Origin of the sequence: Streptomyces toyocaensis, assembly GCF_000725125.1 — a bacterium.
Classification (GTDB): Bacteria; Actinomycetota; Actinomycetes; order Streptomycetales; family Streptomycetaceae; genus Streptomyces; species Streptomyces toyocaensis.
In genome coordinates this window covers 149,380-176,313 of the sequence record NZ_JFCB01000001.1, presented here as the reverse complement: position 1 = coordinate 176,313, position 26,934 = coordinate 149,380, and the positions used below count along the sequence as shown (strand labels likewise).

At 72.0% G+C, this 26,934-nt stretch carries 24 protein-coding genes and 2 pseudogenes; 14 read left to right on the top strand and 12 right to left on the bottom strand.

Annotated elements, in window-relative coordinates; translation table 11 throughout:
* Positions 1-129: 129 nt before the first annotated feature.
* Positions 130-2,736, top strand: coding sequence for an AAA family ATPase (locus tag BU52_RS00785; protein WP_037926190.1), 2,607 nt, complete (start codon positions 130-132; stop codon positions 2,734-2,736).
* Positions 2,737-2,822: 86 nt separating this feature from the next.
* Here BU52_RS00785 and BU52_RS00780 read toward each other — a convergent pair whose 3' ends face one another.
* Together BU52_RS00780 and BU52_RS00775 are read right to left on the bottom strand one after the other, a co-directional pair.
* Complete coding sequence (locus tag BU52_RS00780) at positions 2,823-4,844, bottom strand: LuxR C-terminal-related transcriptional regulator (protein WP_157847782.1); 2,022 nt, start codon at positions 4,842-4,844, stop codon at positions 2,823-2,825.
* A gap of 464 nt (positions 4,845-5,308) precedes the next feature.
* Positions 5,309-6,898 (bottom strand): IucA/IucC family protein, encoded by a 1,590-nt coding sequence (locus tag BU52_RS00775; RefSeq protein ID WP_037926188.1) that lies wholly within the window; start codon positions 6,896-6,898, stop codon positions 5,309-5,311.
* 100 nt (positions 6,899-6,998) lie between these two features.
* Between BU52_RS00775 and BU52_RS00770 the strand changes: the two genes are divergently transcribed.
* The 4 genes from BU52_RS00770 (at position 6,999) to BU52_RS00755 (ending at position 11,380) form a co-directional block, all read left to right on the top strand.
* Positions 6,999-8,513 carry an IucA/IucC family protein gene (locus BU52_RS00770; RefSeq protein WP_037926186.1) on the top strand — a complete coding sequence of 505 codons (1,515 nt, stop codon included), beginning with the start codon at positions 6,999-7,001 and terminating at the stop codon, positions 8,511-8,513.
* A 45-nt stretch (positions 8,514-8,558) separates the two neighbouring features.
* Positions 8,559-9,833, top strand: a complete 1,275-nt coding sequence (locus BU52_RS00765) for a VWA domain-containing protein (RefSeq protein WP_107061045.1) — start codon at positions 8,559-8,561, stop codon at positions 9,831-9,833.
* The gene (locus BU52_RS00760) at positions 9,833-10,633 is read left to right on the top strand and encodes a hypothetical protein (RefSeq protein WP_037926180.1); all 801 of its coding nucleotides are present in this window, start codon (positions 9,833-9,835) and stop codon (positions 10,631-10,633) included. Before BU52_RS00765 ends, BU52_RS00760 begins: the two co-directional genes overlap by 1 nt.
* A gap of 207 nt (positions 10,634-10,840) precedes the next feature.
* Positions 10,841-11,380, top strand: a complete 540-nt coding sequence (locus BU52_RS00755) for a GNAT family N-acetyltransferase (protein WP_107061068.1) — start codon at positions 10,841-10,843, stop codon at positions 11,378-11,380.
* Between the two features lie 87 nt (positions 11,381-11,467).
* Here BU52_RS00755 and BU52_RS00750 read toward each other — a convergent pair whose 3' ends face one another.
* Complete coding sequence (locus BU52_RS00750) at positions 11,468-12,097, bottom strand: winged helix-turn-helix transcriptional regulator (protein ID WP_037926176.1); 630 nt, start codon at positions 12,095-12,097, stop codon at positions 11,468-11,470.
* A gap of 81 nt (positions 12,098-12,178) precedes the next feature.
* Between BU52_RS00750 and BU52_RS00745 the strand changes: the two genes are divergently transcribed.
* The 6 genes from BU52_RS00745 to BU52_RS00720 all read left to right on the top strand — a co-directional run bounded on the left by BU52_RS00745 (position 12,179) and on the right by BU52_RS00720 (position 17,389).
* Entirely contained in the window at positions 12,179-13,387 is a 1,209-nt protein-coding gene (locus BU52_RS00745; protein ID WP_037926173.1) for a pyridoxal phosphate-dependent aminotransferase, read from the top strand.
* 353 nt (positions 13,388-13,740) lie between these two features.
* The gene (locus tag BU52_RS00740; protein ID WP_037926171.1) at positions 13,741-14,370 is read left to right on the top strand and encodes a hypothetical protein; all 630 of its coding nucleotides are present in this window, start codon (positions 13,741-13,743) and stop codon (positions 14,368-14,370) included.
* A gap of 65 nt (positions 14,371-14,435) precedes the next feature.
* Positions 14,436-14,858 (top strand): acyl-CoA thioesterase, encoded by a 423-nt coding sequence (locus BU52_RS00735; RefSeq protein WP_037926164.1) that lies wholly within the window; start codon positions 14,436-14,438, stop codon positions 14,856-14,858.
* 229 nt (positions 14,859-15,087) lie between these two features.
* Positions 15,088-15,972, top strand: a complete 885-nt coding sequence (locus tag BU52_RS00730) for a lysozyme (protein WP_037926161.1) — start codon at positions 15,088-15,090, stop codon at positions 15,970-15,972.
* Between the two features lie 102 nt (positions 15,973-16,074).
* Entirely contained in the window at positions 16,075-16,734 is a 660-nt protein-coding gene (locus BU52_RS00725; RefSeq protein WP_037926157.1) for a peptidoglycan recognition protein family protein, read from the top strand.
* Positions 16,735-16,789: 55 nt separating this feature from the next.
* Entirely contained in the window at positions 16,790-17,389 is a 600-nt protein-coding gene (locus BU52_RS00720; RefSeq protein ID WP_037926155.1) for a 3'-5' exonuclease, read from the top strand.
* On the opposite strand, the pseudogene BU52_RS33130 reads toward BU52_RS00720, so the two are convergent.
* The 7 genes and pseudogenes from BU52_RS33130 to BU52_RS00680 form a co-directional block, all read right to left on the bottom strand.
* A pseudogene (locus tag BU52_RS33130) lies at positions 17,358-17,773 on the bottom strand (solute carrier family 23 protein); the annotation flags it as partial. The gene BU52_RS00720 and the pseudogene BU52_RS33130 sit on opposite strands and share 32 nt — an antisense overlap.
* A gap of 126 nt (positions 17,774-17,899) precedes the next feature.
* A complete protein-coding gene (locus tag BU52_RS00705) occupies positions 17,900-19,279 on the bottom strand; it encodes an 8-oxoguanine deaminase (RefSeq protein WP_037926144.1) in 1,380 nt (459 codons plus the stop codon).
* Positions 19,280-19,419: 140 nt separating this feature from the next.
* The gene (pucL, locus tag BU52_RS00700; protein ID WP_037926142.1) at positions 19,420-20,325 is read right to left on the bottom strand and encodes a factor-independent urate hydroxylase; all 906 of its coding nucleotides are present in this window, start codon (positions 20,323-20,325) and stop codon (positions 19,420-19,422) included.
* 6 nt (positions 20,326-20,331) lie between these two features.
* Positions 20,332-20,739, bottom strand: coding sequence for a hydroxyisourate hydrolase (uraH, locus tag BU52_RS00695; protein WP_037926140.1), 408 nt, complete (start codon positions 20,737-20,739; stop codon positions 20,332-20,334).
* A 5-nt stretch (positions 20,740-20,744) separates the two neighbouring features.
* Positions 20,745-21,260: a 2-oxo-4-hydroxy-4-carboxy-5-ureidoimidazoline decarboxylase gene (gene uraD, locus BU52_RS00690; protein ID WP_037926137.1), complete on the bottom strand. Its 516-nt coding sequence runs from the start codon at positions 21,258-21,260 to the stop codon at positions 20,745-20,747.
* Between the two features lie 134 nt (positions 21,261-21,394).
* Positions 21,395-21,763: a helix-turn-helix domain-containing protein gene (locus tag BU52_RS00685; protein WP_037926134.1), complete on the bottom strand. Its 369-nt coding sequence runs from the start codon at positions 21,761-21,763 to the stop codon at positions 21,395-21,397.
* Complete coding sequence (locus BU52_RS00680; protein ID WP_037926131.1) at positions 21,760-22,011, bottom strand: hypothetical protein; 252 nt, start codon at positions 22,009-22,011, stop codon at positions 21,760-21,762. The genes BU52_RS00685 and BU52_RS00680 overlap by 4 nt, the downstream gene beginning before the upstream one ends.
* A gap of 219 nt (positions 22,012-22,230) precedes the next feature.
* On the opposite strand from BU52_RS00680, the gene BU52_RS00675 reads away from it, so the two are divergent.
* The 3 genes and pseudogenes from BU52_RS00675 to BU52_RS36080 form a co-directional block, all read left to right on the top strand.
* Positions 22,231-22,470: a hypothetical protein gene (locus BU52_RS00675; RefSeq protein ID WP_037926118.1), complete on the top strand. Its 240-nt coding sequence runs from the start codon at positions 22,231-22,233 to the stop codon at positions 22,468-22,470.
* A gap of 161 nt (positions 22,471-22,631) precedes the next feature.
* Positions 22,632-23,318 carry a hypothetical protein gene (locus BU52_RS00670; RefSeq protein WP_037926116.1) on the top strand — a complete coding sequence of 229 codons (687 nt, stop codon included), beginning with the start codon at positions 22,632-22,634 and terminating at the stop codon, positions 23,316-23,318.
* Positions 23,319-23,350: 32 nt separating this feature from the next.
* Positions 23,351-23,608, top strand: a pseudogene (locus tag BU52_RS36080) (GNAT family N-acetyltransferase); the annotation flags it as partial.
* On the opposite strand, the gene BU52_RS00660 reads toward BU52_RS36080, so the two are convergent.
* Both BU52_RS00660 and BU52_RS00655 read right to left on the bottom strand, forming a co-directional pair.
* Complete coding sequence (locus tag BU52_RS00660; protein ID WP_037926110.1) at positions 23,605-25,218, bottom strand: AMP-binding protein; 1,614 nt, start codon at positions 25,216-25,218, stop codon at positions 23,605-23,607. The pseudogene BU52_RS36080 and the gene BU52_RS00660 sit on opposite strands and share 4 nt — an antisense overlap.
* Positions 25,215-26,888, bottom strand: a complete 1,674-nt coding sequence (locus BU52_RS00655) for an AMP-binding protein (RefSeq protein ID WP_037926107.1) — start codon at positions 26,886-26,888, stop codon at positions 25,215-25,217. The genes BU52_RS00660 and BU52_RS00655 overlap by 4 nt, the downstream gene beginning before the upstream one ends.
* Positions 26,889-26,934 lie beyond the last annotated feature (46 nt).

Here is a 26,934-nt window from a genome sequence, read left to right as displayed (position 1 = left end):
ACGCTGATCGCTCGACTCGATCACGGGTGGACGACAGGTGTGCAACTGGCCGCTCCGGACAGTTGCACACCGCGTTGCGCCTGACGGAAAGCTGCTTGGACGGCTCTGCAGAGCAACACGGGGGGAATCATGAATCCATTGGCCGGGCGTGAGCGGATCCTGTCCGTCCTGGGCTCCCACCTGGACGCCACGACGCGTGGGTCCGGGAGCTGCGTCGTCGTCGAGGGCCCGTTCGGGGTGGGCAAGACGCAGCTGTTGCAGGCCGCGGCGCTGGAGGCGGCCGACCGCGGCCTGACGGCGGTCGTGGGGCGGACGGGGGGCGTCGACCAGCCGACCACTCCCGTGCATCTGCTGATCAACTTCCTGCGGCGGGCCCTGCCCGGCGCGGACGGACTCGACGAACTGGCACGCCCGGACAGCAACCCCTTCTGGCTCGTGGACCGGATCGGCTCCCTGGTCGAGGACGCGGCGCGCAGACACCCCCTGGTGATCGTGCTGGACGACGCCCACCGGATCGACGACGTCAGCGCGCTGGCCCTGCGCGAACTCGTCCGCTCGCTCGCCTCGTCGCCGGTGCTCTGGCTGCTGGCCCGCCGGCCGGTTCCCTCGTCGGTGCTCGCCCAGCACGCCCTCGACTGGCTGATCGACCACGCCGCGGTCCGGCTTCATGTGGGGACGCTGGACGACGAGGCGGTGGCCGAGCTGTGCACCGGCGTCCTCGGCGCCAAGCCCGACGCGTCCGTGCTCCGGTGGGCGGAGCGCTGCCAGGGCAACCCCTGGTTGCTGAAGAACGTCTTCCGCGCGCTCATGAAGGCCGGGCAGGTCGTGGTCCTGGACGGCACGGCCTCGGTGCTGACCGAACGCGTGCCCGTCGGCGTCCGTACGGCGATCGACCGGCTGCTGGCCGGCATGTCGCCCGTGGTCCGGCGGCTCCTGGAACACGGCGGGCGGTCCGGCCGTCCGTTCACGGCCGAGCACGTGGCGGACCTGCTGGGCGAGCCGGCCGGCGCGCTGTCCGCCGCCGCCGGGGAGGCGGTGCAGGCGGGTCTGCTGCGCAGGGAGGGCGCGGAGCTCGCGTTCACCCACGAGGTGATCGCCGAGGCGCTTCGGCACGGCGCCCCGGCGGAAGGCGCGACCGCCGGGCCCGCTCTTGCCGTGGAGCCTCCCAGGCCCGGCGCGCGGGACGTCCGCCCCGCTCCGCCGGCCTCCGCATCGTCTGCCGTCACTCCGGCCGTGCCGGGGCAGCCGTCACCGGCGGGTGACAGGAACGACGCCCTGACGGCCCGAGCCGTCTCGGCACTGGCGTGTCACGGCGACGACGGGCCGGGGGCACTGGCGCGGGCCCTGCGCCTGCTCGTCACGGTGGGCCGGCATGCCGAGGCCTCCCGTCTCCTGGACCTCGCCGTACGTCCCGGCCCTGACGCGGTGGCGGAGACGCGGCTCGTGCTGGAGCTGGGGCAGGGGCTGCGGGAGGCCGGCTGCCACGACCTGTCCGCCGTCCTGCCGCGCCGGACGCCCGCCCGGCAGGACGGGTGCGGGCCGGGCGCGGCGTCGGTGTGGGACGGACGGCCCGCGGCCACGCCTGACTCCGTCCCGTGCGACAGCCCGCTGTGGACATGGCTGGTCCGGGCCCTCGTCGCGGTCGACCAGTGCGAGGAAGCGGACGCCGTCCTCACTGCCGTCATGGAGGAGGCGGACAGGGCCGGCGGGGCCTGGCCCGAGTCCCTGTGGCACGGGCACCGGGCCGAGCTGCTGGCGGCGACGGGCCGGCTCGAGGAAGCCCGCGCCGAAGCCGAGAGCGCGCTCCGGCTGGTGGAGCGGTCGCCGTCCGGGCACGCGGTGCCGGCCCGCCTGGTCCTGGCCCGCGTCAGTACGCAGTGCGATGATCTGGCGACCGCCAGTGAACAGCTGCGCCTGGCCGAACACCTGGTGCCCCGAGCCCCGGCAGCCGACAGGACCCGCCTGGACTGGGCGCTCGCACAGTTCCACGCGGCCAGTGGGCGCCCTGCGATGATGGTCCGCACCCTGATCGACGTCGAGGCACAGGCCTCGCCCGACCCGTTGCTGTTCTCCGAGGCCCCCACCGCCGCCGCGACGCTCGTCCGCCAGGCCAGGCAGGCGGGTCTCGACGCGGAAGCCGAACAGGCGGCCGCGTTCGCGCGGCACGTCGCCGAGCGCAACCCGGGGGTGCGGTCGCTGAGGGGTGGAGCCGAACACGCGGAGGGCGTGCTGCGCGACGACGCGACCGCACTGCACCGCGCCGCGGAGCTCCACCGGCTCGCCGGACGTCCGCTCGCGGCGGGCAACGCCCTGGAGGACGCGGCGCGGGTGGATCAGGGCATGGGTGACAGAAGCCGGGCGGTCCAGCTCCTCGAGTCCGCCCTGGACCTCTATCTGGAGTGCGGGGCGTCGCGTGACACGGCACGCGCGCAGAAGAAGCTGCGCCGTCTCGGCGTGCACCACGTGCGCCGACTCGGCGCCGGCCGGCCCAAGTCGGGCTGGGAGAGCCTCACGAGTGCCGAGTTGCGCGTGGTACGGGCGATCGTCGACGGCAGGACCAACCGTGAGGCGGCGAGCGTCCTGTTCCTGTCGCCCCACACCGTCGACAGCCACCTGCGCCGGGTGTTCTCGAAGCTGGACATCAACAGTCGCGTCGAGCTCACCCGGCACTTCTTCGCTCACGAGGCACCTGCCCCGGTGCCGGCCGGCGCCTCCCGGTCCGGATCCACGAGCTGATCCGTCCGCCACGCGACGCCGGCCGGGCCACCCCCTGCCCGTCATGCCCATGATTCGGTAATGAACATGACATGCCAAGGGGTGGCTCAGAGGCTGTTCTCCTCCCCCTCCATCGAGTAGACGGCGGCCCCACTCGAATAGGTAGCCGCCTGGCGCGCCAGTTCGACGCGCGTGTTGATCCCCAGTTTCCGGTAGATCTTCCGGAGGTGGTAGTTGACCGTGTGGGCCGACAGGTGCACGCGCCTCGCGATCTGGCGGTTCGTCAGTCCCACGCTCACCAGATAGGAGATGCGCTGCTCCATCTCCGTAAGGCGCGACCAGCAGGTGAGATTCCGGAGTGACGAGGTGTCCTCGGACGGCGGGGAAATCGTCTTCCGCCACCGCGCCGGGGCCTGGGCCGCGTACAGCGTGGCGAGTTCCTCCGTCGCCAGGGCGACGGAAACGGGATCCGGCGACTCCACGATGATGTGTGCCAGGGCGGCCGTGTCACTGTCGGCCAATGCGTTGGCATGCATGGCCGTGAGGCCGACGATCTGGAAACCGGGATTGTCGCCCGCGAGACCGTCCACGGTGTCGAGGACGCTGCGCTTGAGCTCGCTGTCACCGACATCGCGCGCCAGACGGACGAGAAAGGCGGCGGAACTCGGGTCCTCGATGTAGAGAGACCGCTGCGTCGGCAGGTGACCGTATGTGCCGGACAGCAACTCGACGGCCGCCCGGGGCCCGTCCTTCTTGGCCGTGACCAGTATGTCCGTCCAGGCGTACTGGGCGGACAGCAGCACTCCCTGACACCTCGTCAGGTCGGTGTGCATCCGCTCCACGTGCTCGATCGCCGCGGGCAGGTCCCCCAGGTACAGCGAGATGGTGCCGAGCACGGAGGACGCCAGCGGCCGGAGCACGGGGACAGCCTCCTGCTCCCACGCGGCGGTCGCCGCCTCCGCCTGCTGCCGCGCGTCGCCCAGACGCTTGGACTGGAGATACACCCGGGCCCGCATGGCCGCGGGCGCAGCCGTCCAGACCGGTGAGACCATGTCCCGCAGACCAGCCTCCGCGGCATCGATCAGCGATTCCGCCGTGTCGAATTCCCGGAGGTTGGCGAACTTTCCCGCAAGGGCGAGCTGGAAATGCAGCCGCCACACGGGATCGGCATCCTCGCCGTGGCGTACGGCGGTGCGCCCGAGACTTAGCCCTTCGGCCAGTTCTCCGGCCCGCCAGCGCACATTGGACAGAGTGGCGAGCGCCATCAATGCGGCGACGTCCCCCGGCCGGGTGCCGCGCTCCCGAAGAATGCGCTCGGAAAGGGTGACGGCTCTTTCCTGCCCGAGCAGGAAGCATCCCAGAATCACTGACGCCTCCGCATCGACCCGGTCCGCATGCGATGTTCCCGGATCGGCGAGAAGGCTTTCCGCGACGCGTACGCCGGCGACCGCGTCGCCCTTCATGATGAGACTGTGGGCCCTGGAACACGGGCCACCGGATCCCTCTCCGGCCGCACGGCGTGAAGCGGCCGGCCGCCCGGCCGTTCCGCCGCGCACGGCGTTCTCACGGGTGCGTTGCGCGGAGGTGCCCATTGCCTCACGCTGCAACGCGCCGCGCGCAGGCGCGGGAATGGACTCGAACACCCCCCGGAAGTGGAAATCGCTCTGGAACGCCAGTCGGTGTTCGGCTTCGACGACGAATCCGGAGAGCAGGGCCTCGTCCAGAGGGGCGAGCAGACTGGCCGAGGACCGGTCCAGCATTCTGGACACGTCCTCCAGCATGAAGGTCCTGCCCAGCACCGCCGCGACTTTGAGGAACTGCTGGCACGACGCACTCAGTTCGCTCAACTGGCTGCTCACCGCGGTCAGCACACGGCGCGGGATCCGCCGCACGGTGAGCCGGACCACACCGTTGCGCCGTTCGGTCAGCCCCTCCTCGGCGAGGCCGAGCGCGAACTCGGCCAGCAGGTGGACGTCTCCACCGGCACCCGCGGCGAAGTCGACCAGTTCGTGACTGACATCAGCCCCGAGAATATCGGATAACGCGTCCCTCCGGGATGCTTCGTTCAGTGTCCCCCGAGCCCACCGCCCGATTGCGACGTCAGATATCTCGTCGGACTCTCGGTGCACAGTTGTAGGCCTCACCGACATTACCCCCACCCGATCACACTCGTGCAACTGAAAAGAACATGTTGAAATCGATCGGCCACAGCGCATCAAGCGCGGCACGGATTTCCGATTTCAAACGTGGAGTTCATCAATTGATGGCGAGGACGCGATCAGCGTCGGACCGGTTCAAGGTATGCCATCGCCTGCCATGACTCACCCCCGTATACCGTCCGGCCCCTGAGGACCGGATCATCTGGCACAGCCGGCTCTTACTCAGCAGTACTATTCGACTGGACGTCAGCAGCGACAGGCAGAAGCCTGCACCCTTCTGACCAAAGCGGGCATTTGCGACTATCCACAGCTGCCCCACTATAGCACGGTGCAACGTTTCGGCCAGTCGCTTCGTCACGATCACCTGCTCACTTCGAGACGCTTCAGCAGTTTCCCCGAGGCGGGGTAACCCGTGGTTACCAAAGCCTTCTCCATTACTTTTTCGACTGACGCGATCGGTCGCCGGTCAGCGGGCTGGGCAGCGGGAGATACCGCGCGTCGGCGCCGTCCGCCGCGGTCCAGCGCAGGAGGAGGTTGGTCTTGGCCGGGAGGGCCGGGGCGGTGAGGAGGGCGGGGATCTCGGGCAGGTCGTGGCGCGCCAGTTCACGGCGGACGGCGGGCCAGGGGTCGAGGCCGGGGTGGTGGCCGGACAGGGTGGCGGCGATCTCCATCAGGTGGTTGACGACCAGGCAGTACACCAGACGTTCCCAGCCGGCCTCCCGGGTCACCGTGGGCACGGGTGCCCCGGCGGCCGCCCGCGGGAGGAGCTTCACGCCCTCGGCGTCCCGGAACAGGGCCTGGACGGGTGTGCCGTCACCGTCCACGGCGATCAGCGTGTTCTGCAGGTGGGCCTCCAGGACGACGCCGTGCCGGGCGAAGGCCGTCAGGACCGGGGGCACCACGCGGGACAGGTACGCCTCCCACCACACGTGAGGGCGGGACGTGCCGGCGAGGGGGTCGCCGGCGAAGCCCTCGGCCAGCGCGGCCGCCAGGTAGCACGTGGCGCCGGGCGCCAGGTGCCCGCGCAGTCCGTCGCGCACCACGACGGCCAGCTGCTCGAAGGCGAAGTCCGCGGTGCGGTGGCCGCGGTCGCTCAGCCAGGCCGGGGCCGCCGGGCCCTCGTACCCGGCGAAGGCGGACCGCGCGGCCGTGTCCGTCGCGCGCAGTCGCGACAGGTCGTGGCGCCACAGCCGGCGGATGTCGTTGGTGATGCGCACGTCCAGGCTGAACTTCAGGAACAGGTCCTCGCCGGGGGCGTACACGGTGCGGATCGCCGCGGTGGGCCACACCGGGAAGGGGGTCGTGCCCAGCCGGACCAGGCGGCCGTCGGCGAAGGCGGGGGCGAGGTCGCGGGCCGCGAGGTCCAGTTGCCAGGGGTGGGCGGGCAGCAGGCGGTAACCGGGCGGAGGGGTGCCCAGGCGGTCCAGGGCCACGGTGTCGCCCTCCTCCACCACCGTGTCCTCGCGCACGCCCAGCAGCGTCAGCGGGAAGCGGGCGTACGCCTCGGGTGCGTACGGCAGCCAGGCGGCCGCGGGTCCGCCGCCCCTCGCCTTGGGCGCGGGATGGTGGGTGTGGCCGGTGAGCAGGGACTGCTCGGAGCGCAGATACGGGTCGTCGGGCGGTGCGGCCCGGGCGCGGGCGTCGAGCAGGGCGGCCACGGCGTCCCTGCTGTCGAGCATCTCCGCGGGCAGTTCGTGATTGGACAGGCCGGTGCTCCGGCGCAGTTCCTCGGCGACCAGCTTCACCAGCTCCATGTGGCCCACGCGGTGCCAGGCACCCGCCGTGCGCACCTCGGGGGCGGCGGGGCGATGGGTGCCGCGCACCCGCAGCAGCCGGTTCACCCCGGGGAGCCGGTACGTCCGGTGGGTGCCGCCGTCCCGCGCGCCCTCCGGGCCGGGCAGGGGCCGGGCCACCTCGCGCAGCAGACAGTTCAGCAGCGGAACGGCCGCGTACGCGTCGGCACGCCGGGCGAGGGCGGCACGGTGCGCCGCGTCGCCGTCTGCGGGCGGAGGGGTGAGGTCCACGCGTTCTGGTTCCCTACGGTCTGTCCGGCGGAGACGATCAGTATGTCTGTCATCGTCCCCCCGGACGTTCCGCCCCGCGCGTACCCCGAGGAGTCCGCCCGTGCACCGTCCCCCCGCCGCCGAGGCCGAGATCGCCGACGAGCTGACCGCCGTACGGCCCGGTCTCGTGGCCGGGTACACGGGCGAGCTGCCCGGTGCCCGCGCGGCCGTGCTGACCCGGCTGTGGCGTGGTCTCGCGCACGAGCCGCTGCCATGGATCGTCCGCCGGGACGCGGGAGGCGGCGGGCTCGCCCTGTGGCTGGCGGACGGGCGGCGGCTGCGCGGTCCGCGGGCGGATCCGTACGCGACGGACGCCTACGTCACGCAGGTGTGGCTGGACGGGACGGCGTACGACGATCCGGCGCGGCTGATGACGGATCTCGCCGTGCCGCACTCGGCGCTCTTCGCCGCCGAACTCGGGCACAGCGTCGCGTCGTTGGCGCTGTCGCGGGCGGGGCGGGGGGATCAGGGGAATCACCCGCGGGAGTGGCCGGCGCGGGACTGGGAGTGGGAGCAGCGGGTGGTCGACGGGCATCCCTTCCATCCCGGCTGCCGTTCCCGGCCGGGGTTCTCGGCGGCCGAGCAACTGGCCTACGGTCCCGAGCACGGGCCCCTGGTGGAGCTGGTGCTGGTACCGGTGCCGGCCGGGGAGTGCCTGGTGACGGGGGTGTGGCCGGGGTGGCTGCGGGAGGCGGGGCGGGTGGTGGTCCCGGTGCATCCCTGGCAGGCGGCGCACGTGCTGAAACGGACGGGCGGGCGGCGGCTCGCGGCGCATCCGCTGATGGCACTGCGCACACTGGCGCTGCCGGACGGGCCGCACGTCAAAACGGCGCTGAGCGCCCGGCTGACGTCCTCGGTGCGGGACATCTCGCTCGGGTCTGTCGCCGCGTCCGCGGTGCTGTCGGACTTCGGGCAGGCGGTGGCCGCCCGGACGGACGGACTGCTGCACGTCACCCGCACGCTGGGCGCGGTCGCGGCGGGATCACCCGATCTCGCCGCGGTGCTGCGCGAGTCGCCCGAGGAGTACGCCCGGCCCGGGGAGCGGGTCGTCCCGGTGGCGGCGCTGGCGACCACCGGACTGCCCTGCTCCGAGGCGTGGCTGGCGCGGTTCGCGGGGCTCGCCCTCACCGTCGGACTGCGGCTGCTGGAGATGGGGGTGGCGCTGGAGGCGCACGGCCAGAACCTGCTGGTGGTGCTGACGCCGGACGGGAATCCGGTGCGGCTGGTCTATCGCGACCTGGCCGATCTGCGGGTGGGGCCCGCCCGGCTGGCCCGGCACGGCCTGCCGCTCCCCGAGTTGCCCGCACGCATGGTCACGGACGACGAACGCGCGCTGCGCCGCAAGCTGTTCGGTTCCCTCGTCGCGGGCGCGCTGGCGGGTACGGCCGGTTCCGGTCCCGTCCTGCGCGCGGCCCTGGAGAGTGCCGTACGGGATCTGCCGCGCACCCCGGACCTGGCCGCGCTGCTGCACGAGCCGCTGCCGGCGAAGGCGCTGACGCTGATGCGGCTGTCACCGCGGACGGCCGGTGACCAGTGGGCCGAGCTGCCCAATCCCTTCCGGGTCGAGGGCCGGTGACACTCCGTTTTGGAGCGCGGCACTCCCCATCAATAGGATCCGCCGATGATCAGAAGAAAACGGCCGGTGGCAGGCGTCTGCGTCCTGCTCGCCGCACTGACGGCCGGGCTCGCCCTCCCGGCCGGGGCAGCCGCCGATGAACCCGCGGGCCAGGACGCACCCAAGGTGAACCTGCTCCTCGACGTGAGCGGCTCCATGCGCGCCAAGGACATCGACGGCCAGTCCCGGATGGCGGCGGCGAAGCAGGCGTTCAACGAGGTGCTGGACGCGACGCCGGAGGAGGTGGAGCTCGGCATCCGCACCCTGGGAGCCGACTACGCCGGCGACGACCGCAAGGAGGGCTGCAAGGACACCGCGCAGCTCTACCCGGTCGGCCCGCTGGACCGCACCGAGGCCAAGACGGCGGTGGCCACGCTCGTCCCGACCGGCTGGACCCCGATCGGTCCCGCGCTGCTGAAGGCGGCCGACGATCTCGAGGGCGGTGACGGCTCCAAGCGCATCGTGCTGATCAGTGACGGCGAGGACACCTGTGCGCCGCTCGACCCGTGCGAGGTGGCCCGGGAGATCGCGGCCAAGGGCATCGGCCTGACCGTCGACACCCTGGGCCTGGTGCCGAACGCCAAGCTCAGCCGGCAGCTCAGCTGCATCGCCGAGGCGACCGGAGGCACCTACACCTCCGTCGAGCACCAGGACGAACTCACCGACCGCGTGAACGAGCTGGTGGACCGGGCGGCCGAACCGGTGGTGACGCCGGTGGCCACGCAGGGCGCCGACACGTGCGCGAAGGCCCCGACACTGCGGTCCGGTCTCTACACCGACCGCGAGGAGTTCGGGCAGCAGCGCTGGTACCGCGTGGAGCTGCTGCCGGGGCAGGAGCTGCGCGCCTCGGTGAGCGTGGCGGCGGACCGGGCCGTGCGTCCGGACCACGGTGTGCTGCTGCGGGCCGTCACGCTGCACGGCCGGGAGATCGTGCGCGGCGAGGCCGCGGGCACCGGCCGTACCGATGTCCTCTCCACCGGTCTGCGCCACCCGAAGCCCGAGCGGGACGACGACGACAGCGGCAAGCCGGCCGCAGAGACCGTGTGCCTGGCGGTGACCCACTCCTTCTCGGCGGAATCCGGGGTGAAGACCACACCCGGCCTTCCGCTGGAGCTGACCGTCGACGTCGTGGACGGTCCGCACGGGGCGGACGACGTGGCCTCCTTCGGTCTGGGCCGGGGCTGGTGGCTCCTCGGCGCACTGATCCTCACCGGCTTCGTCGCCGGTCTGCTCTGGGGCTGGCTGTCCCGCTGGCGGTTCGCTGTCTGGAGGACCCACTGATGCGCGCCATACGTGTCCTGGGCGTCGCCCTGCTGACGCTCGGCCTGGCCGCGGCCCCCGCCGCGGCCGACGACTCGCCCTCCCCGGAGGCGTCCGGCGACGGCCGGGGACCCACCCGCGCGGGCACCTCGTTCCGCACCGCGGCGGAGGTCGAGCAGGGGCAGACCGCCACCGCCCGCGCCTCCACGGGTGACTACCTGTACTGGTCGTTCCCGGCGGACGCCGGGCAGCGCCCGACCGTGACGGCGACGGTGAAGCTGCCCGAGAGCCACGCGGCGGAGACCTGGCAGATCGACGTGTACGACGGACTGCGCCGCCGCCAGGCCTGCCAGTACGGCGCACAGACCCGCACGGCCGGGGCGGACGCGGCCTCCGTGGAACTGGAGTGCGTGCTGCGCACCGTCCGCGCCTGGTCGGAGCCGTGGGCCAACGACCCGCTGCCGGGCACGTACTACGTCCGCCTCACGGCGCTGCGGCTGTCCACGGCCGATCTGGGCCAGCCGGTGGACGCCGAACTGCGCGTCGGGTCCAAGGACATGGGCGGCGCGGTGGCGGTGGACGGCGCGCTGTCCGAGCCGCTGGTGCCGGGCATCGCCACACGTGCCGAGGCGGACGAGGAGAAGGACGACGCGGCCGTGCTGGCCGGCCTGGAGCCCGAGGACGGCTGGACCTCCGGCTGGTGGTCCGACCGCTGGATCTGGACCGCGGTGGGCGGTGCGCTCGCCGCCCTGGCGGGCGTCGCCGGCTACCGCCTGACCCGCGGATCGGGCCGCCCGCCCGGGGTACCACCGACCGCCTGACGCACTCCCGGAAGGCCCGCCCCGCTCGAGTTCCCATGGTCCTCGCGACACCCCAGCTCGGGGAACGCGAGGGCTTCGGGGTTCGGGCGGATCGACGGCCCCTGGGCGTGAGAAGTCGGTCCGCGAGCGGGAGACAGACCTTCCGCTCGCGGATCAGGGAACTTCAGTCGCTGGTCACGGGCCTTCGGGGTGTGTTTCCATGCCGCGGTGAAGAGCGAGAGCGTGTCCGGCGCGGACGTACCCCCGAGTGCCCGGCAGCGGGATGATCGTGACCTCAGTGACTGTGTGCGGGTGCTGAGAGAGGTCCATGAGCACGACGGCTATCCGGTGAACTGGCCCGACCTGCCCGGGACATGGCTCACGCCGCCCTCGCTCGTTGCCTCGTGGGTGGCGGAACTGGACGGCCGCGTTGCCGGCCATGTCGGCCTGTCCCGGAGCGACGCAGGAGACGCCGCACCTGGGCTGTGGAGCGCTCGTGCAGGGGTGAGCATCGACGCGACCGCCGTGGTCAGCCGGCTGTTCGTCGCCCCGTGGGCTCGCGGCCACGGGATCGGTGCGCTGCTGATGGCGCGGGCCGTCACGGAAGCACAGGGTCGCGGCTTGCATCCGGTGCTCGACGTGGTGGCTTCTGACACGGCGGCGGCAGCTTTGTACGAGCGGCTCGGCTGGCAGTTGCTGGCCACAGTCGAACAGCAGTGGAGCCCGGAGCAGAAGGTGGCCGTCCGGTGTTATGCGGCGGCAACCTGACGGGGGTGCCTTCGGTTCGTGAGCAGATGGGTCCTTCCGCGCGGTGCCCTCGACCCGAGCCTGCTCGCCGTCAGCCCGTCGTTGAGCTCACCCCTCCCGCAGGGCCTCGGCGAGCGTGCCGTCGCCCTTCACCTCGACCCGGCCCGCGCGGATCGCGTCGGCCAGGGGCAGTTCGCCACGGCTGATGGCCGTGCAGGTGGCGGTGTCCAGGGAGAGAAGGGCGTCGGGCTCTCCCGGGGCGGGTCCGTCGCCGTAGACGGGGCCGGCCTCGGCGCCGGCGTGCAGGTGGAACCGCCCCTCCTCCAGGTGGACTTCGACCAGGCCCGTCCCGCCGTCCAGTGCGCGCAGCAGAGGCAGAGCGAACCAGTGGGCCCGCACCGCGTCGGTGGGGCGCCGCTCGCCCAGTTCGGTCTCGCCCCAGGCGCCGAGGGCCTGGAGGACGGGCAGCAACGCTTCACCCCGCGGGGTGAGTTCGTAGACGTAGGCCGCGCCGGGCGGGGCGAGCCTGCGGCGGGTGGTGAGGCCGTCGCGCTCCATGTCCTTCAGCCGTGAGGCCAGTACGTCCGTGCTGACACCCGGCAGGTCCGCGTGCAGGTCGGTGTAGCGACGCGGTCCCGCGAGGAGTTCCCGGACGATCAGCAGGGTCCAGCGGTCGCCGACGGTGTCGAGCGCACGGGCTGCGGAGCAGTACTGGTCGTAGCTTCGGCGTGGTGGCATGCGACGCAGTCTAGACATGTCGTTGGACTTTCCAAGCGTCTACTTGGTAAAACCAAGCAACATCACAATCCGGAGGGGCGCATGGAGTTCCGGCAGTCGAGCAAGCTCAGCGAGGTCTGTTACGAGATCCGCGGCCCGGTGATCGAGCACGCCAACGCGCTGGAGGAGGCGGGGCACAGCGTGCTGCGCCTGAACACCGGCAATCCGGCCCTGTTCGGGTTCGAGGCGCCGGAGGAGATCCTCCAGGACATGATCCGGATGCTCCCCCGGGCGCACGGCTACACCGACTCCCGCGGCGTCCTCTCCGCCCGCCGCGCGGTCGCCCAGCGCTACCAGACGCTGGGCCTCGAGGTCGACGTGGACGACGTCTTCCTCGGCAACGGCGTGTCCGAGCTGGTGTCGATGGCCGTACAGGCGCTGCTGGAGGACGGCGACGAGATCCTGATCCCCGCGCCCGACTTCCCCCTGTGGACGGCGGTGACCCACCTCGCCGGCGGCAAGGCCGTGCACTACCTGTGCGACGAGCAGGCCGAGTGGTACCCGGACCTGGACGACATGGCCGCGAAGATCACGGACCGCACGAAGGCCCTGGTCGTCATCAACCCCAACAACCCCACCGGCGCGGTGTACCCGAAGGAGATCGTCGAGGGCATCCTCGACCTCGCCCGCCGGCACGGACTGATGGTGTTCGCCGACGAGATCTACGACCAGATCCTCTACGACGACGCCGTGCACCACTCGGCCGCCGCGCTCGCCCCCGACCTGGTCGTCCTCACCTTCTGCGGCCTGTCCAAGACCTACCGCGTGGCCGGCTTCCGCTCCGGCTGGCTGGTGGTCACCGGCCCGAAGCAGCACGCGAAGGACTACCTCGAGGGCCTGACCATGCTGGCCTCCATGCGGCTGTGCGCCAACGCGCCCGCGCAGTACGGCATCCAGGCCGCGCTCGGCGGCCGGCAGTCCATCCGCGAGCTGACCGCGCCGGGCGGACGGCTGCGCGAACAGCGGGACGTGGCCTGGGAGAAGCTGAACGAGATCCCCGGCGTGAGCTGCGTGAAGCCGAAGGGGGCGCTGTACGCCTTCCCGCGCATCGATCCCACGGTGCACCGGATCCACGACGACGAGAGGTTCGTCCTCGACCTGCTGCTCCGCGAGAAGATCCAGGTCGTCCAGGGAACCGGCTTCAACTGGCCTTCCCCCGACCACTTCCGCATTCTCACGCTCCCCCACGCGGACGTCCTGGAGACGGCGATCGGCCGGATCGGCCGTTTCCTGAGCGGATACCGGCAGTAGGCGAGGCGGCTCACCCCAGGGTTCACCCCCGGGGCGACCTCACACCACACCGTCCTGGTGTACACGTCCCCCGCGGCCGGACTCCGTGTCGGGTCCGGCGGGGGTCAGCGCACCGGGCGTCGGCGGGCGCCGCTGCGGCGGCCGAGCACACAGCGACATCCCACTCGTCAGTCGCTTGACCTCGGACCGGAGAGAGATCCAGATTCTCGAACTGCGCTATGGGATCATCCGGGCTCAGGCCCTCGCGCCTCGCGCATCACTGACCTATGGCGAGAAACTGCCGGGAGAGACATGAGCCTGACCTTGGCCCGCGAGCAGTGGGCCGCCTTCCTCCCCTACGCCTCAGGACGCCGATGACCCGACCGCTCACCGCCGCGCAGCGCCGCGTCGTCGAGGCCGCCGATCCCGGCACCGGGCGGCTGACGGGCACGCCGGCACAGCTCGCCGCGCTGGTGAGGCGCGGGCTCGCCTTCCGGCATCCGAGGCCGCCGCACGATCACTTCCTGACTCCGGCGGGCCACCGGCTGCGGGAGGCGGAGCCCGCACCCGAGCCGGTGGAGCAGCCGGCCACGACCGGCGGGTTCGCGGCGCGGACGGGCGGCGAGGAGTCACCTCCCGCGGACGGCGCCGCCCGGCTCCGGGAGGTGCGGAGCGCCTGGCAGGGCATGCTGGAGCTGCGCCGGATGACCAACCCCGACGGCGCGACGGACCGGCCCTGCGGATGGGAACGCGCGCACCTGGTGCGGGCCGCGGCGCTCGCCCTGGAGGCCGCCGGACACCGTCCGGCCGGCGCGGACCCCGAAGCGGGCGGCTACCGGGTACGGGAGACTCCGCAGCCGGAGGCGGTCGCCGTGTACGAGCCGGACGGTACGGCGCTGCGGGCCTGCGCGGTCACGCTGGAGCGGGCCGGCTGGCAGGCCGGGGAGTACACGGAGCCGAGGACGCGGGCGCGCTATCTCCTGGCCTCCCCGCGCCGGGTCTGAGGGGCATGCCAAGATCGGTGGGGTCGGGCAGCCAACCGAGCAGGCGTGAAGAGGGGACAGACCCAGTGAGCGAGCCGTTCTCCGTCCGGGTGACCGTGCGCGGATACGAGACCGACGTACAGGGCCACCTCAACCAGGCCGTGTACCTCAACTACGCGGAGCACGCGCGCTGGTCGTTGCTCCAGGCGGCGGGAATCACCCAGTCCCGCCTGATCGCCCAGGGGGTGGGACCGGTCGCCCTGGAGACCACCATCCGCTACAAGCGGGAACTGCTCGCCGGTGACGAGGCCGACGTGAGCTGCTCCTTCGTCTGGAGCGGCGGCAAGATCTTCACCATGGAGCAGACGATCACCAGGGCGGACGGCACCGTGGCGGCCGAACTCACCGGAGCCGGCGGACTGATGGACCTGAAGCAGCGCAAGCTCCTGCCGCATCCGCAGGACGTCTTCCGGGACCTGGCGACGGATCCCGGCCTGTTCGGGCTGTAGCCGGGGTTTCACACGCTGAAAGTTTCCGCCGCCGGGTTCCCAAGTTTCCAGGCCATCCCCCCCTACAGTGGTCCAGACCACCAGAGAGGAACGAAGGCTCTTTACAGGCCTGGAATCTACGTGCGTAACTAATGACGCGCGCACGTCAAACAGCAACTATCTGCCCAGGTGGCAGCGGCCGACGTCACCTCCTTCGCTCATCCCCACGTGTGTCAGGAGGCAGTCCCCCATGTTCTCTCTCCCCAGACCCTTCGTCGGCCCCCGCAGACGGATCGCCACGGCACTCGGCGTCCTCGGCGCCGCCCTCTCCCTGACGGCGACCGCCGTCGGCGGCGCGACCGCCGCACCCCAGCCCGACCGGGACCGCGTCACCATCAAGCCCGGCCAGGCGTACATGGGGGTGGGCACCCGCATCCACGAAGGCGTGCCCGCCGGTGAGCCGTCGATGGGCGTCATGGCCCCGACCGACGGCGTCCAGGGCATCGACGTCTCGCACTGGCAGGGCGCCATCAACTGGACCTCGGTACGCAACTCCGGGATCCAGTTCGCCTGGATGAAGGCGACCGAGGGCACCACGTACAAGGACCCGAGCTTCAACACGAACTACCCGGCCGCCTACAACGCCGGCGTGATCCGCGGGGCGTACCACTTCGCGCGCCCCAACGTCTCCAGCGGAGCCACCCAGGCGAACTACTTCGTCAACAGCGGTGGCGGCTGGTCGCGCGACAACCTGACCCTGCCCGGCGTCCTGGACATCGAGCACAACCCGTACGGGGCGATGTGCTACGGCCTGTCCACCACGCAGATGCGCAGCTGGATCAGCGACTTCTACAACACCTACAAGTCGCGCACCAGCCGTGACGTGGTCATCTACACGACGGCGGGCTGGTGGAACACCTGCACCGGCAACTGGACCGGCATGTACAGCAAGAGCCCGCTGTGGGTGGCGCACTGGACCACCGCGTCGTCGCCGACCATCCCCAGCGGATTCCCCACCTGGACGGTGTGGCAGTACACCAGCACCGGTTCGGTCAGCGGTGTCTCCGGCAACGTGGACCGCAACCAGTTCAACGGCTCCCGCGACCGGCTCCTGGCGCTCGCCAACAACACGTGACCGTGTAGACCCCGGCGCGTGGCGATCACCCGGTGGAGCCGGCGGCCGTCCGTCGCCGGCTCCACCCCCTCCCCCCACCCCCTCCCTCCCCGAGGAGTGACCGTGCATCCCGAGAACGCCCTGAGGCGCCGTCTGCTGCTCTCCGGCGCGGCCTCCCTGGCCGCCGCCGCGGCCCTGCCGGGCACCGCCCACGCGCGGGACGCCGAGGTCGTCGAGCCGGACATCGACAGCACCGCGGACTGGGACGCCCGGTCCCCCCAGGGGAACATCAGCGTCCTGCAGTACCGGCCGAGCAAGATCGTCGTCCACCACACGGTGAGCGCCAACACCTCCGACTTCTCCCGCGCCCAGGCGCACGCCCACGCCCACTGGGTCCAGGACCTGCACCTGGACAAGAACGGCTGGGTCGACACCGGCTACCACTTCCTGGTCAGCCGGGGCGGCTGGATCACCGAGGGCCGGCACGGCAGCCTCCAGGCCCTCACCGGCGGGCGGACCTTCGTCCTCGGCTCCCACACCTCCGGGCAGAACAACCAGGCCATCGGCATCGCGTGCGAGGGCGCCTACCACGCGGGCGCGGTGCCGCCCGACGCCCAGTGGGAGGTCCTGGTGACCCTGTGCGCGTACGTGTGCACGCGGTACGGCATCCCCTCGGCGCAGCTCTACGGCCACAAGGACTACGGCGAGACCCTCTGCCCGGGCGTGTACCACGACATGCTCCCGCGCCTGCGCCAGGAAGTGGCGGCGGCCCGCGCCTCCTGACCGGCGGCGGAATCCGGATGCGGGAGCACGCCCCCGCCTGCGATCCTTGCGTCCCATGGCCCCACGACGCGTCAGACCCAGCCTGTACATCTCCGTCGACATCGAGGCCGACGGGCCCATCCCCGGGCCTTACTCCATGCTGAGCCTGGGCGCCTCGGTGGCCGGCGTGCAGGACGCCGAGGGGTTCCGGGCGGCCGACCCCGAGGAGCGCACGTTCTACCGGGAACTGAGGCCGATCAGCGAGGAGTTCGTTCCCGAAGCCCTGGCGGTCAGCGGACTCGACCGGGACCGGCTCGGTTCGGAAGGCACCGAACCGGTCCTGGCGATGGGCGAGTTCACCGACTGGGTGCGCGAGGCGGCCGACGGCGCCCAGCCGGTGATGTGCGGTTACCCGGCCTCGTACGACTGGACGTTCCTGTACTGGTACCTGATCCGCTTCACCGGTTCGAGTCCCTTCGGGCACTCGGGCTGTCTGGACATGAAGACCCTGTACGCCGCGAAGGCGGGGCTGCCGCTGCGGGCGGTCGCGAAGGGCACCATGCCGCGCGAGCTGCTCTCCCGGCGCCGGCACACGCACCATGCCCTCGACGACGCCGTCGAGCAGGCCGAGTTGTTCGCCAACCTCATGGCGTGGCCGGGGCCTTCGCGCCCGTGAGCTCCTCGCCCGGTTCCCTCGGATGGGTGACCTCGGACGCCTCCCGGCGGCCGGTGCCGAGGTGGCTGGAGACGACGTTCAGCAGGACCGCCACCACGCAGCCCGTGGGGATGCCGGAGTCCAGGACGATCCGGGCGGGCGCGGTACGACGGTGATCAGCGAGGCGGCCACCGGGCACAGCCCCATCAGCACGAGGAAGCCGCCACCGGTGGCGACGACGTACCGGCTGCGGATCCTCGTCATCGCGACCAGGCCGATGTTCTGGGCGAACGCACCGCACATGAAGCCGTTGAACAGCGGGCCGACCGTGGAGCCGAGCGTGTCGGCGCGCAGGCCGGCCGCGGTCGTCCGCTCGTCCGCCGGGCGGTCGACGATCTCCCCCAGGACGGGGGGCCGTCTCCGGGGCGCGCGTTGACGCGCGCCCCGGAGACGGCCGCCGCGGGCCCCGAGGTCGGGGTCCGCGGTCTCCGGCCGGGAGCCGTCCCTCCCGGCCGGAGACGTCGGTGGGGCTCAGCCCCGCGCGGCGATCCGGGCCAGCCGCCGCGCCTCGGCGCGGGTGGAGCGGGCGATCGCGTCCTCGTCGGCGGTGAGCAGCCGACCGTTCTCGACGATCTGCCGGCCGTTCACGAAGGACGCGGTGACCGGGGCCGCCGCGCCCAGGACCAGCGCGGCCACCGGATCGGCGATGGAGGCGTGGGCGAGGGTGTCCATCCGCCACAGCACCACGTCGGCGAGCTTGCCCGGCTCCAGGGAGCCGATCTCGGCCGCCCGGCCGAGCACCCGGGCGCCGCCGTGGGTGCCGAGGCGCAGGGCCTGCCGGGCGTTCAGGGCGGCCTCGCGGTGGGCGCCCAGGCGGTTGACGAGCAGGGCGTTGCGCAGTTCGGTGTGGAGTTCGCCGGATTCGTTGGAGGCGGTGCCGTCCACGCCGAGGCCGACCGGGACGCCGGCCGCCAGCATGTCGGGGACACGGGCGATGCCGGCCGCGAGCCGGGCGTTGGAGGACGGGCAGTGGGCGACGCCGGTCCCCGTACGGGCGAAGGCGGCGATGTCGGAGTCGTTCATGTGGACGCAGTGCGCCATCCAGACGTCCTCGCCGAGCCAGCCGGTGGACTCGAAGTAGTCGGTCGGGCCCATGCCGAACAGCTCGTGGCAGAACTTCTCCTCCTCCACGGTCTCCGAACCGTGGGTGTGCAGGCGCACTCCGAGTCGGCGTGCCAGCTCGCCTGCCTGACGCAGGAGTTCGGTGGAGACGGAGAAGGGCGAGCAGGGGGCGACGGCGATCTGCGTCATGGCGTCGAAGGAGGCGTCGTGGTGCCGGCGCACCGTCTCCTCGGTGGCGGCGAGCGCGTCGTCGAGGGTCTCGACGGCGAAGTCCGGGGGCAGTCCGCCATCCTTCTCGCCGCGGTCCATCGAGCCACGGGCGAGGGTGAAGCGGACGCCCATGTCCCGGGCGGCGCGGATGATGGTGCCGGACAGGTCGCCGGCGTCCCGCGGGAAGACGTAGTGGTGGTCCATGGCGGTGGTGACGCCGCCGCGGGCCATCATCGCCAGCGAGCCCTCGGCCGCCGCCCGCACCATCGGCTCGTCGATGCGGGCCCAGGTCGGGTAGAGGGCGACGAGCCAGTCGAACAGGTTGTGGTCGGTGGCCAGGCCCCGGGTGATCCACTGGTAGAAGTGGTGGTGGGTGTTGACCAGGCCGGGGGTCGCCAGGTGCCCGCTCGCGTCGATCCGGCGTACCACGTTCCCGAGCCCTTCGGGGGCCGTGCCCGCGCCGAGCGATTCGATGCGGTTGCCGGCGAGGACGAGGTACCCGGAGGCGTACTCGGTGTCCTTCGCGTCGACGGTCGCGATCGCGCAGTTCTCGATGACGATGCGCCGGTCTGCTGCCATGGTGCGTCCTTTTCGCCTACGGGTTGAGGGCACGGCAGGACCCAGGGTGTTCGAGTGCCGTGGCCGGGGCGGGGGTGCCCGTGCGTTCGTATGCCTTCCCCCGCGTTCCCCGGCCACGGGTGCCGACATGGGGGGGGCGGTCAGAGGTTGGTGAGGTCCACCGGTATCCGCGCCTCGCAGCCGTCCCGCAGCACGGTGCCCTCGATCAGGCCGTAGGGGCGGTCGGCGGCGAAGTACACCGCTCCGTCGGCGGTGTCGTTCTTCAGCCCGAACGGCTCCAGGTCCACCAGGAAGTGGTGGCTGTTGGGGAGGGAGAAGCGGATCTCGTCGATCTCGCCGAGGTGTTCGACGACCCGCGCGCCCATCTGGTAGAGCGTCTGCTGCAGCGACAGGGAGTAGGTCTCGGCGAAGGCCTGGAGCATGTGCCTCTTGACCTGTTCGTAGGACGTCTCCCAGTCGGGCATCGACTGCTCGTCGGTGGTCCAGTTGAAACGCCAGCGGGCGGAGACCGAGGTGGCGAGGATACGGTCGTAGGCCTCCTTGAGCGTCGTGTACGTGTCCTTGACGTAGCCCCAGAACTCGGAGTCCGTGGTGTTGAGCACCGTAAGGTCCTTCAGTCCTGAGACGACCTCCCAGGTGTCACCGTCGTAGGTGACCTGGGTCAGCCGGGTCTCCTGGCCCTTGCGGACGAAGGAGTGCTCGGCCTCGCCGGAGACCTCGATGCGCTCCCAGGCGTACTCCTCGACGCGGATGCGCGCCCGGCGGATGGGCTCCTGCGAGGTGACGAAGTGCCGGGCGAGGTGGATGCCGAACTGTTCGGCCGACTCGATGCCGTGTTCCTTGGCGAAGGCGAACACCGTGTTCTTGGTGGTGTCGGTCGGCAGGACGTTCGCGTTCGATCCGGAGTAGTGGACCTCCTCCATGTCGCCGGACAGGGCGACGGAGACGTTCAGGTCCTTGATGTGGTGGGTGGCGCCGTCCCGCGTGATCTTTACGACTCGGTTCTCGGCCTTGCCGTACTGGTTCTGTCCCAGGATCGTGGGCATGGTGTGCTAGCTCCCTCGGTAAACGGAGTAGCCGAACGGGTTGAGCAGCAGCGGCACGTGGTAGTGCTCGCCCGCTACGACGGCGAACGTGATCGCCACCTCGGGGAAGAACACTGCGGCGCCGCTGTCCCGGTTCGCGGGGGCGTCCTGCTGCGCATCGGCTCGCTTCTTGGCGTCCTTCTCCTCGAAGTACGGCTCCACGGCGAAGTCGAGCCGTACGTGGGTGGTTCCCTCCGGCAGGGCCGGCAGGTCCGTGCACCGCCCGTCCGCGTCGGTCGTGCCGCCGCCGAGCGGCCGCCAGTCGGACCGGCGGCCGGTGCGGGCGGAGAGGTGGACGGCGACGCCCTGGGCGGGGCGGCCGACACTGGTGTCCAGGATGTGCGTGGACACGGAGGCGGTGGTGTCGGTGCTCATGTGCGTCAGTCCCCTTCGACGTCGACGAGACGGGCCAGCCGGATGCGGTTGATCTTCCCCAGTTCGGTGCGGACGATCTCCCGCTCCCGCTCCGGCGCGTTGCCGAGGCGTTCCCTGACGGCGTCCCGCATCTGCTCGCCGGTCCGGCCGGTGGCACAGATGAGGAACACGTGGCCGAACTTCTCCTGGTAGGCCAGGTTGAGTTCGAGCATCTCGGCCTTGAGTGCGTCCGGGGCGCCGGTCATCCCGCTCTGTTCCCGCGCGGAGGCCGGGTCACCGGGCCGGGGGCGGCCGATCGGCGGGTGCCCCGCCATCGCCTCGTCCAGGTCCGCCGCGGTCAGTTCCGCCGTGGCGGCGTCGCCGGCGGCGTGCAGCTCGTCGGCGGTGGCGTACGGGCGGCCGGCGAGCAGGCGCCGGGCCCAGGTGGTGGAGGCGCAGGCCTCGTGGAGTGCGGCGAGCGCCGCGTGCTCTGCCAGGGCGTTGAAACGGGCCAGGCCCGGGGGCGTGGGTGTCGACGTCACGGGAGCCTCCGTGGCCGCGAACGGCCTAGTGCTGCGAACGGGCGTGCCGACAGTGAACGCCGCCGCGGACTTCGCGTCAACAGTTTGTTGAAAATTCGGGCGGGCCGCTGGAGAAGCACCCGCCAGGCGGAGGGTCAGGCGCCCTTCTCGCGATTGAGGTAGTTGTAGACGGTGAAACGGCTGACCCCGAGCGCACTCGCCACGGTCTCCACACCGTGCCGCACGGCGAAGGCGCCGCGCGCCTCCAGACTGCGTACGATCTCCTGCTTCGCCCGGCGGTCCAGTTCCGCGAGCGGCACGCCCTTCCGGCGCTCCAGGGCGGCGAGGATGTGGTCGAGGGAGTCCGCGAGCTGCGGCAGGCGCACGGCGACGGCGGCGCTGCCCTCCCAGGACAGCACGACGTCGTCGGCCCCCGCCTCGTCCGGCGGGACCATCTCGCCGCCCATGGCGTCGACCAGCGGCTTGACCGCCGCGATGAAGGCGTCCTCGCCGGAACCGCTCACCGGTCGCCCTCCTCGACCACGTTGATCTGGAGCGAGACACGGGTGGCGCCGGCCGTCAGGGTGCGGCGCAGCAGCGCGTCCACGGCGGTGAGCACCGCCTCGGCGCCGCCCTCGGCGGTGTTGCCGAACGGGCCGACGTCCACCGCGTCGAGCTCGGCCCCCTCGACGACCTCCCGCGCCACCACGGCGTGCGTGGGCGCCTCGTCGAGGTCGAAGGGCTCTGTCGTGAACTCCACTCTCAATCGCACTGTGCCCCCATGGCATCGGCTCCGACCTGCACGGCCCCTCGGCCGTCCGACTCGGGGAAGAGACGACTGCAGACGTCCGGGGTGATCGCGGCGTCAGTGCGCCCCAGTCGCTCCGGCACGACCTTAACGGACTCCCCTCCGCCCCGCCGCCTTCGAGGTGAGGGGAGGAGCCCGGCGTGCGGGGGTGCGGATCCGTCCGGCGCGCAGCAGCCTGGGGGCATGGCACATCCGACGGAGCATCCGCACATCGTGGTGCACTCCCCGGCCCTTGACGGTTCCCGGCGGGTCACCTCGGACGACGAGACGCTGGGCATCGCCACGCACGTCGACGACGTGGGCGAGATCCTACGGCTGGCCGACCTGTACGTCACCGACGTCGAGGAGACCGACCTCATCGAGTGGCAGGGCGGCGGCCCCGACGACTGGCCGGGACTGTCCGAGCACCACGAGACACCCTGAGCGCCGCTACGGCATCGGCCGTACACCGGCTACGTCACCCTCAAATGAACCTCTGAAGACGGCCCGGGAGGCTTCGGCCACCCCCGCCGGCGGGCACACTCCTGGCACACGGGGCCCGCCGGCACGGGGGCGGCGGGCCCCGGCCGAGGGGGTGCCGTGGCATGACCACCGTGGGGAACGTCCGGGGAACGCCGCACGAGCTCGCCCTGCTGGCCGGCGGCCCACGCGCCGCGGTCACGGTGGCCGTCGTCGCCCTGCATCTGCGGGGCGCGGTCGAGGCGGGCGCGCCGGGCACGGTACGGGCCGTCGACGGGGAGGCGGGGCGGGCCCTGCCGCCACTGCCGACGCCCGAGCAGTACCTGGAGCAGGAGGGGGTCGTCCCGGCCGGCATGCGGGCGCCTTACCTGGAGAGCGCGGTGTACCACTGCCTGGAAGAGCCCTCGGACGTCGGGGAGTTGCTGCGGCACCCGGACGTCCGCTGGGCGCTGGCCGAGCTGCGGGTCGGGCTCGCGGAGGCGGGGATGCTGGGACATCCGCTGCTCAGGCGCACCAGGGCCGCCCGGCGACGGGTGCAGGTCCTGCGGAAGGCGTTTCCGCTGCCGTCGAGCCGGCACGGCCGGCCGGACCAGGAGAAACTGCTGGCCGTCGCCCTGCACGGCACGGACGCCCTGCGCGTCTTCGTCCCGCGCTTCGCCCTCCGGGCGGGGCTGACCGAGCGGGTGAGCCTGAGGGACGAGCGCCCGCTCCGCCACTCGCCGCGCGGCGGAAGCTACGGCGGCGGAGGCGGTCACCTCTTCTGCGGGGGCGGTGGCGGAGGAGGCTGCGGAGGCGGGGGCGGCTCGGACTGAACCTCCCCCGCGCCCAACGTGGGTGGTCAGGTGGCCGGGCCCTGCTCGCCCATGCGGCGGACCGGGCGCGCGAGGAGGGGCTGACGGCGCTGACGCCGACCACGTTCGACGTCCCGTGGAACGCCCCGTACTACAGGCGCCTGGGCTTCCGCACGCTGGGCGAACCCGAACTCACCCCCGGGCTGCGCCGGATGCGCGCCGAGGAGGCCGCGCACGGGCTCGACCGGTGGCCGCGCGAGTGCCTGCGCGCCGACGTGCCGCGCACCGGTGGGACACTCGCCGCGCCCTAACCGGCCGCGTACCGCTCCCGCAGCTCCACCTTGCGCACCTTCCCGGAGACGGTCATCGGGAAGGACTCCAGTAGCTGCAGACGGCTGGGCACCTTGTAGTGCGCGAGGCGCCCGTCGCAGAAGGCGCGCAGTTCCTCCAGGGTGAGCGGATCGGCGGCGTCGCGGGGGACGACGCAGGCGAGCACCTCCTCGCCCCAGCGCTCGTGCGGCACGCCGACGACCTGGACGTCCGCGATCTTCGGATGGGCGTGGAGGAACTCCTCGATCTCGCGCGGGTAGATGTTCTCCCCGCCCCTGATGATCATGTCCTTGATACGGCCGACGATCTCCACGTACCCGTCGTCCCGCATCACCGCGAGGTCCCCGGTGTGCATCCAGCGGCCCGCGTCGACGGCCTCGGCGGTCTTCGCGGGCTCGTCCCAGTAGCCGAGCATCACGCTGTAGCCCCGGGTGCAGAGCTCACCGGAGGTGCCGCGCGGCTGCGTCACCCCGGTGGCCGGGTCGACGACCTTGACCTCGATGTGGGGCAGCACCCGGCCGACGGTGCCGGTGCGGTGCTCCAGGTCGTCGTCCATGCGGGTCTGCAGGGAGACCGGGGAGGTCTCGGTCATGCCGTAGCAGATGGAGACCTGCTCCATGTGCATCTCGGTGACCACGCGCTTCATCACCTCCACCGGGCACGGTGAGCCCGCCATGATGCCGGTGCGCAGCGAGGTGAGGTCGTAGGACGCGAAGCCGGGCAGGTTCAGCTCGGCGATGAACATGGTGGGCACGCCGTAGAGGGAGGTGCAGCGCTCCCGCTGGACGGCCTCCAGCGTGGCCCCCGGCTCGAAGGAGGGGGCAGGGATGACGATGCAGGCGCCGTGCGAGGTGGCCGCCAGGTTGCCCATGACCATGCCGAAGCAGTGGTAGAAGGGCACCGGCAGGCAGACCCGGTCCTGCTCGGTGTAACCGATGGTGCGGCCCACCCAGTAGCCGTTGTTGAGGATGCTGTGGTGGGAGAGCGTGGCCCCCTTGGGGAAGCCCGTGGTGCCCGAGGTGTACTGGATGTTGACCGGGTCGTCGCAGCTCAGCCCCGCGGCGACCGCGTCGAGCCGCTCGGCCGGCACGGCGGCTGCGCCCGCGGTCAGCGCGTCCCACGACGGGTCGCCGATGTACACGGTCTCCCGCAGCCCGGGGCAGGATCCGCGGACCTGGTCCACCAGCGCCCGGTAGTCGCTGCCCTTGTGGGCGAGCGAGGAGACCAGCAGCGCCACGCCGGACTGCCCCAGCACGTACTCCAGCTCGTGCGCCCGGTAGGCCGGGTTGATGTTCACCATGACCGCGCCGATGCGGGCCGTGGCGTACTGCACGAGGACCCACTCGGGGCAGTTGACCGCCCAGATGCCGACCCGGTCGCCCGTGGCGATGCCCTTCGCCAGCAGTCCGCGCGCCACCTCGTCGACGGCGGCGCCGAATTCGGCGTAGGTCCAGCGCCGCCCGGAGGGCACGTCGACCAGTGCCTCCCGCTCGGGCCAGGCGGCGACCGCGCGTAGCAGGTTGGCGCCGATGGTGTCGCCGAGCAGGGGCGTCGTGCTGGTGCCGTGGGCGTACGACAGGGGTGCGGTCACCGGAAGTCCTCCTCGCGGTACTCGCCGGCGGAGCCGGCCGCCGTGGCCTCGCGCAGTGCGATGCGGCGGATCTTGCCGGAGACGGTCTTGGGCAGCTCGCCGAACTCCAGGCGGCGGATCCGCTTGTACGGGGCGAGCACCCGGCGGGAGTGCTCGAACAGCACCTTCGCGGCGTCGGGGCCTGGCTCCCAGCCCTCCGCGAGCACGACGTACGCCTTCGGTACGGCCAGCCGCAGTTCGTCCGGCGCGGGCACCACGGCCGCCTCGGCAACCGCCTCGTGCTCCAGCAGGGCGCTTTCCAGCTCGAAGGGGCTGATCTTGTAGTCGGACGCCTTGAAGACGTCGTCGGCCCGCCCGACGTAGGTGATGTACCCGTCGTCGTCGCGGGAGCCGATGTCGCCGGTGCGGTAGTAACCGCCGGCCATCGCCTCGGCGGTGCGGTCCGGGTCGCCGTGGTAGCCGGCCATCAGGCCCACCGGGCGGGCGGCCAGGTCGAGCGCGATCTCGCCCTCGGCGGCGCCGGGGGCACCGGAGACCGGGTCGAGGAGTTCGACGCGGTAACCGGGGCTGGGGCGTCCCATGGAGCCGGTCTTGAGTACCTGGCCGGGGCTGTTGGAGACCTGCACGGCGGTCTCGGTCTGCCCGAAGCCGTCCCGGATGGTGACGCCCCAGGCGCGCCGGACCTGCTCGATGACCTCGGGGTTGAGGGGTTCCCCGGCGGCGACGACCTCACGGGGCGGGGTGCGCAGCTGGGTGAGGTCGGCCTGGATGAGCATGCGCCACACGGTCGGCGGGGCGCAGAAGGTGGTGACGCCGGCCTTGTCCATCTCGGTCATCAGGCGGGGCGCGTCGAAGCGCGTGTAGTTGTGCAGGAAGACGGTCGCCTCGGCGTTCCACGGGGCGAAGAGGTTGGACCAGGCGTGCTTGGCCCAGCCGGGCGAGGAGATGTTGAGGTGCACGTCGCCGGGTTTCAGCCCGATCCAGTACATCGTCGCCAGGTGGCCGATCGGGTAGGAGGTGTGGGTGTGCTCGACCAGCTTGGGCCGGGCGGTGGTGCCCGAGGTGAAGTACAGCATCAGCGGGTCGTCGGCGAGGGTGGGCCCGTCGGGCGCGAAGTGCCCGTCCGCGCCGTACGCGTCGGCGTACGGCACCCAGCTCCCGCCGGCCCCCTCCCCCACGGCGATCCGGGTGTAGTCGCCGGGCACCTCGTCGAACTTCGCCGTGTCCGCGGCGCGGACGATCACATGGCGGACGCGGCCCCGGTCGACCCGGTCGCGCAGGTCGGCGGGGCCGAGCAGCGGGGTGGCGGGGATGACGACGGCGCGCAGCTTCATCGCGGCGAGGGCGGTCTCCCACAGTTCGGCCTGGTTGCCGAGCATGACCAGCACCCGGTCCTCGGCGCCCACGCCCCGCTGCCGCAGCCAGGTGGCGACCTGGTCGGAGCGGCGGGCGAGCGCGGCGAAGGACAGCCGGGTCTCGTCGCCGTTCTCCTCGACGAGGTGCAGGGCGGTGCGGTCGTTCCCGTCCGCGATCACGTCGAACCAGTCGAGCGCCCAGTTGAACCGCTCGGGCCGGGGCCAGGCGAAGTCCCGGTAGGCGGTGTCGTAGTCCTCGCGGTGTTCCAGCAGGAAGTCCCTGGCCCTGCGGAACGCGTCCGTCCCCGTTGTCATGTTTCCTCCTCGTGCCGGACCATTGCCGCGGCTCCCCGCCATCGTG

What these genes read in the sequence shown, in the direction of transcription:
- BU52_RS00785 (WP_037926190.1), top strand. Translation starts at nt 130, where the DNA reads ATGAATCCATTGGCCGGGCGTGAGCGGATCCTGTCCGTCCTGGGCTCC.
- BU52_RS00765 (WP_107061045.1), top strand. Translation starts at nt 8,559, where the DNA reads ATGATCAGAAGAAAACGGCCGGTGGCAGGCGTCTGCGTCCTGCTCGCC.
- BU52_RS00760 (WP_037926180.1), top strand. Translation starts at nt 9,833, where the DNA reads ATGCGCGCCATACGTGTCCTGGGCGTCGCCCTGCTGACGCTCGGCCTG.
- BU52_RS00750 (WP_037926176.1), bottom strand. Translation starts at nt 12,097, where the DNA reads ATGCCACCACGCCGAAGCTACGACCAGTACTGCTCCGCAGCCCGTGCG.
- BU52_RS00745 (WP_037926173.1), top strand. Translation starts at nt 12,179, where the DNA reads ATGGAGTTCCGGCAGTCGAGCAAGCTCAGCGAGGTCTGTTACGAGATC.
- BU52_RS00740 (WP_037926171.1), top strand. Translation starts at nt 13,741, where the DNA reads ATGACCCGACCGCTCACCGCCGCGCAGCGCCGCGTCGTCGAGGCCGCC.
- BU52_RS00730 (WP_037926161.1), top strand. Translation starts at nt 15,088, where the DNA reads ATGTTCTCTCTCCCCAGACCCTTCGTCGGCCCCCGCAGACGGATCGCC.
- BU52_RS00720 (WP_037926155.1), top strand. Translation starts at nt 16,790, where the DNA reads ATGGCCCCACGACGCGTCAGACCCAGCCTGTACATCTCCGTCGACATC.
- BU52_RS00705 (WP_037926144.1), bottom strand. Translation starts at nt 19,279, where the DNA reads ATGGCAGCAGACCGGCGCATCGTCATCGAGAACTGCGCGATCGCGACC.
- pucL (WP_037926142.1), bottom strand. Translation starts at nt 20,325, where the DNA reads ATGCCCACGATCCTGGGACAGAACCAGTACGGCAAGGCCGAGAACCGA.
- uraH (WP_037926140.1), bottom strand. Translation starts at nt 20,739, where the DNA reads ATGAGCACCGACACCACCGCCTCCGTGTCCACGCACATCCTGGACACC.
- BU52_RS00675 (WP_037926118.1), top strand. Translation starts at nt 22,231, where the DNA reads ATGGCACATCCGACGGAGCATCCGCACATCGTGGTGCACTCCCCGGCC.
- BU52_RS00670 (WP_037926116.1), top strand. Translation starts at nt 22,632, where the DNA reads ATGACCACCGTGGGGAACGTCCGGGGAACGCCGCACGAGCTCGCCCTG.
- BU52_RS00655 (WP_037926107.1), bottom strand. Translation starts at nt 26,888, where the DNA reads ATGACAACGGGGACGGACGCGTTCCGCAGGGCCAGGGACTTCCTGCTG.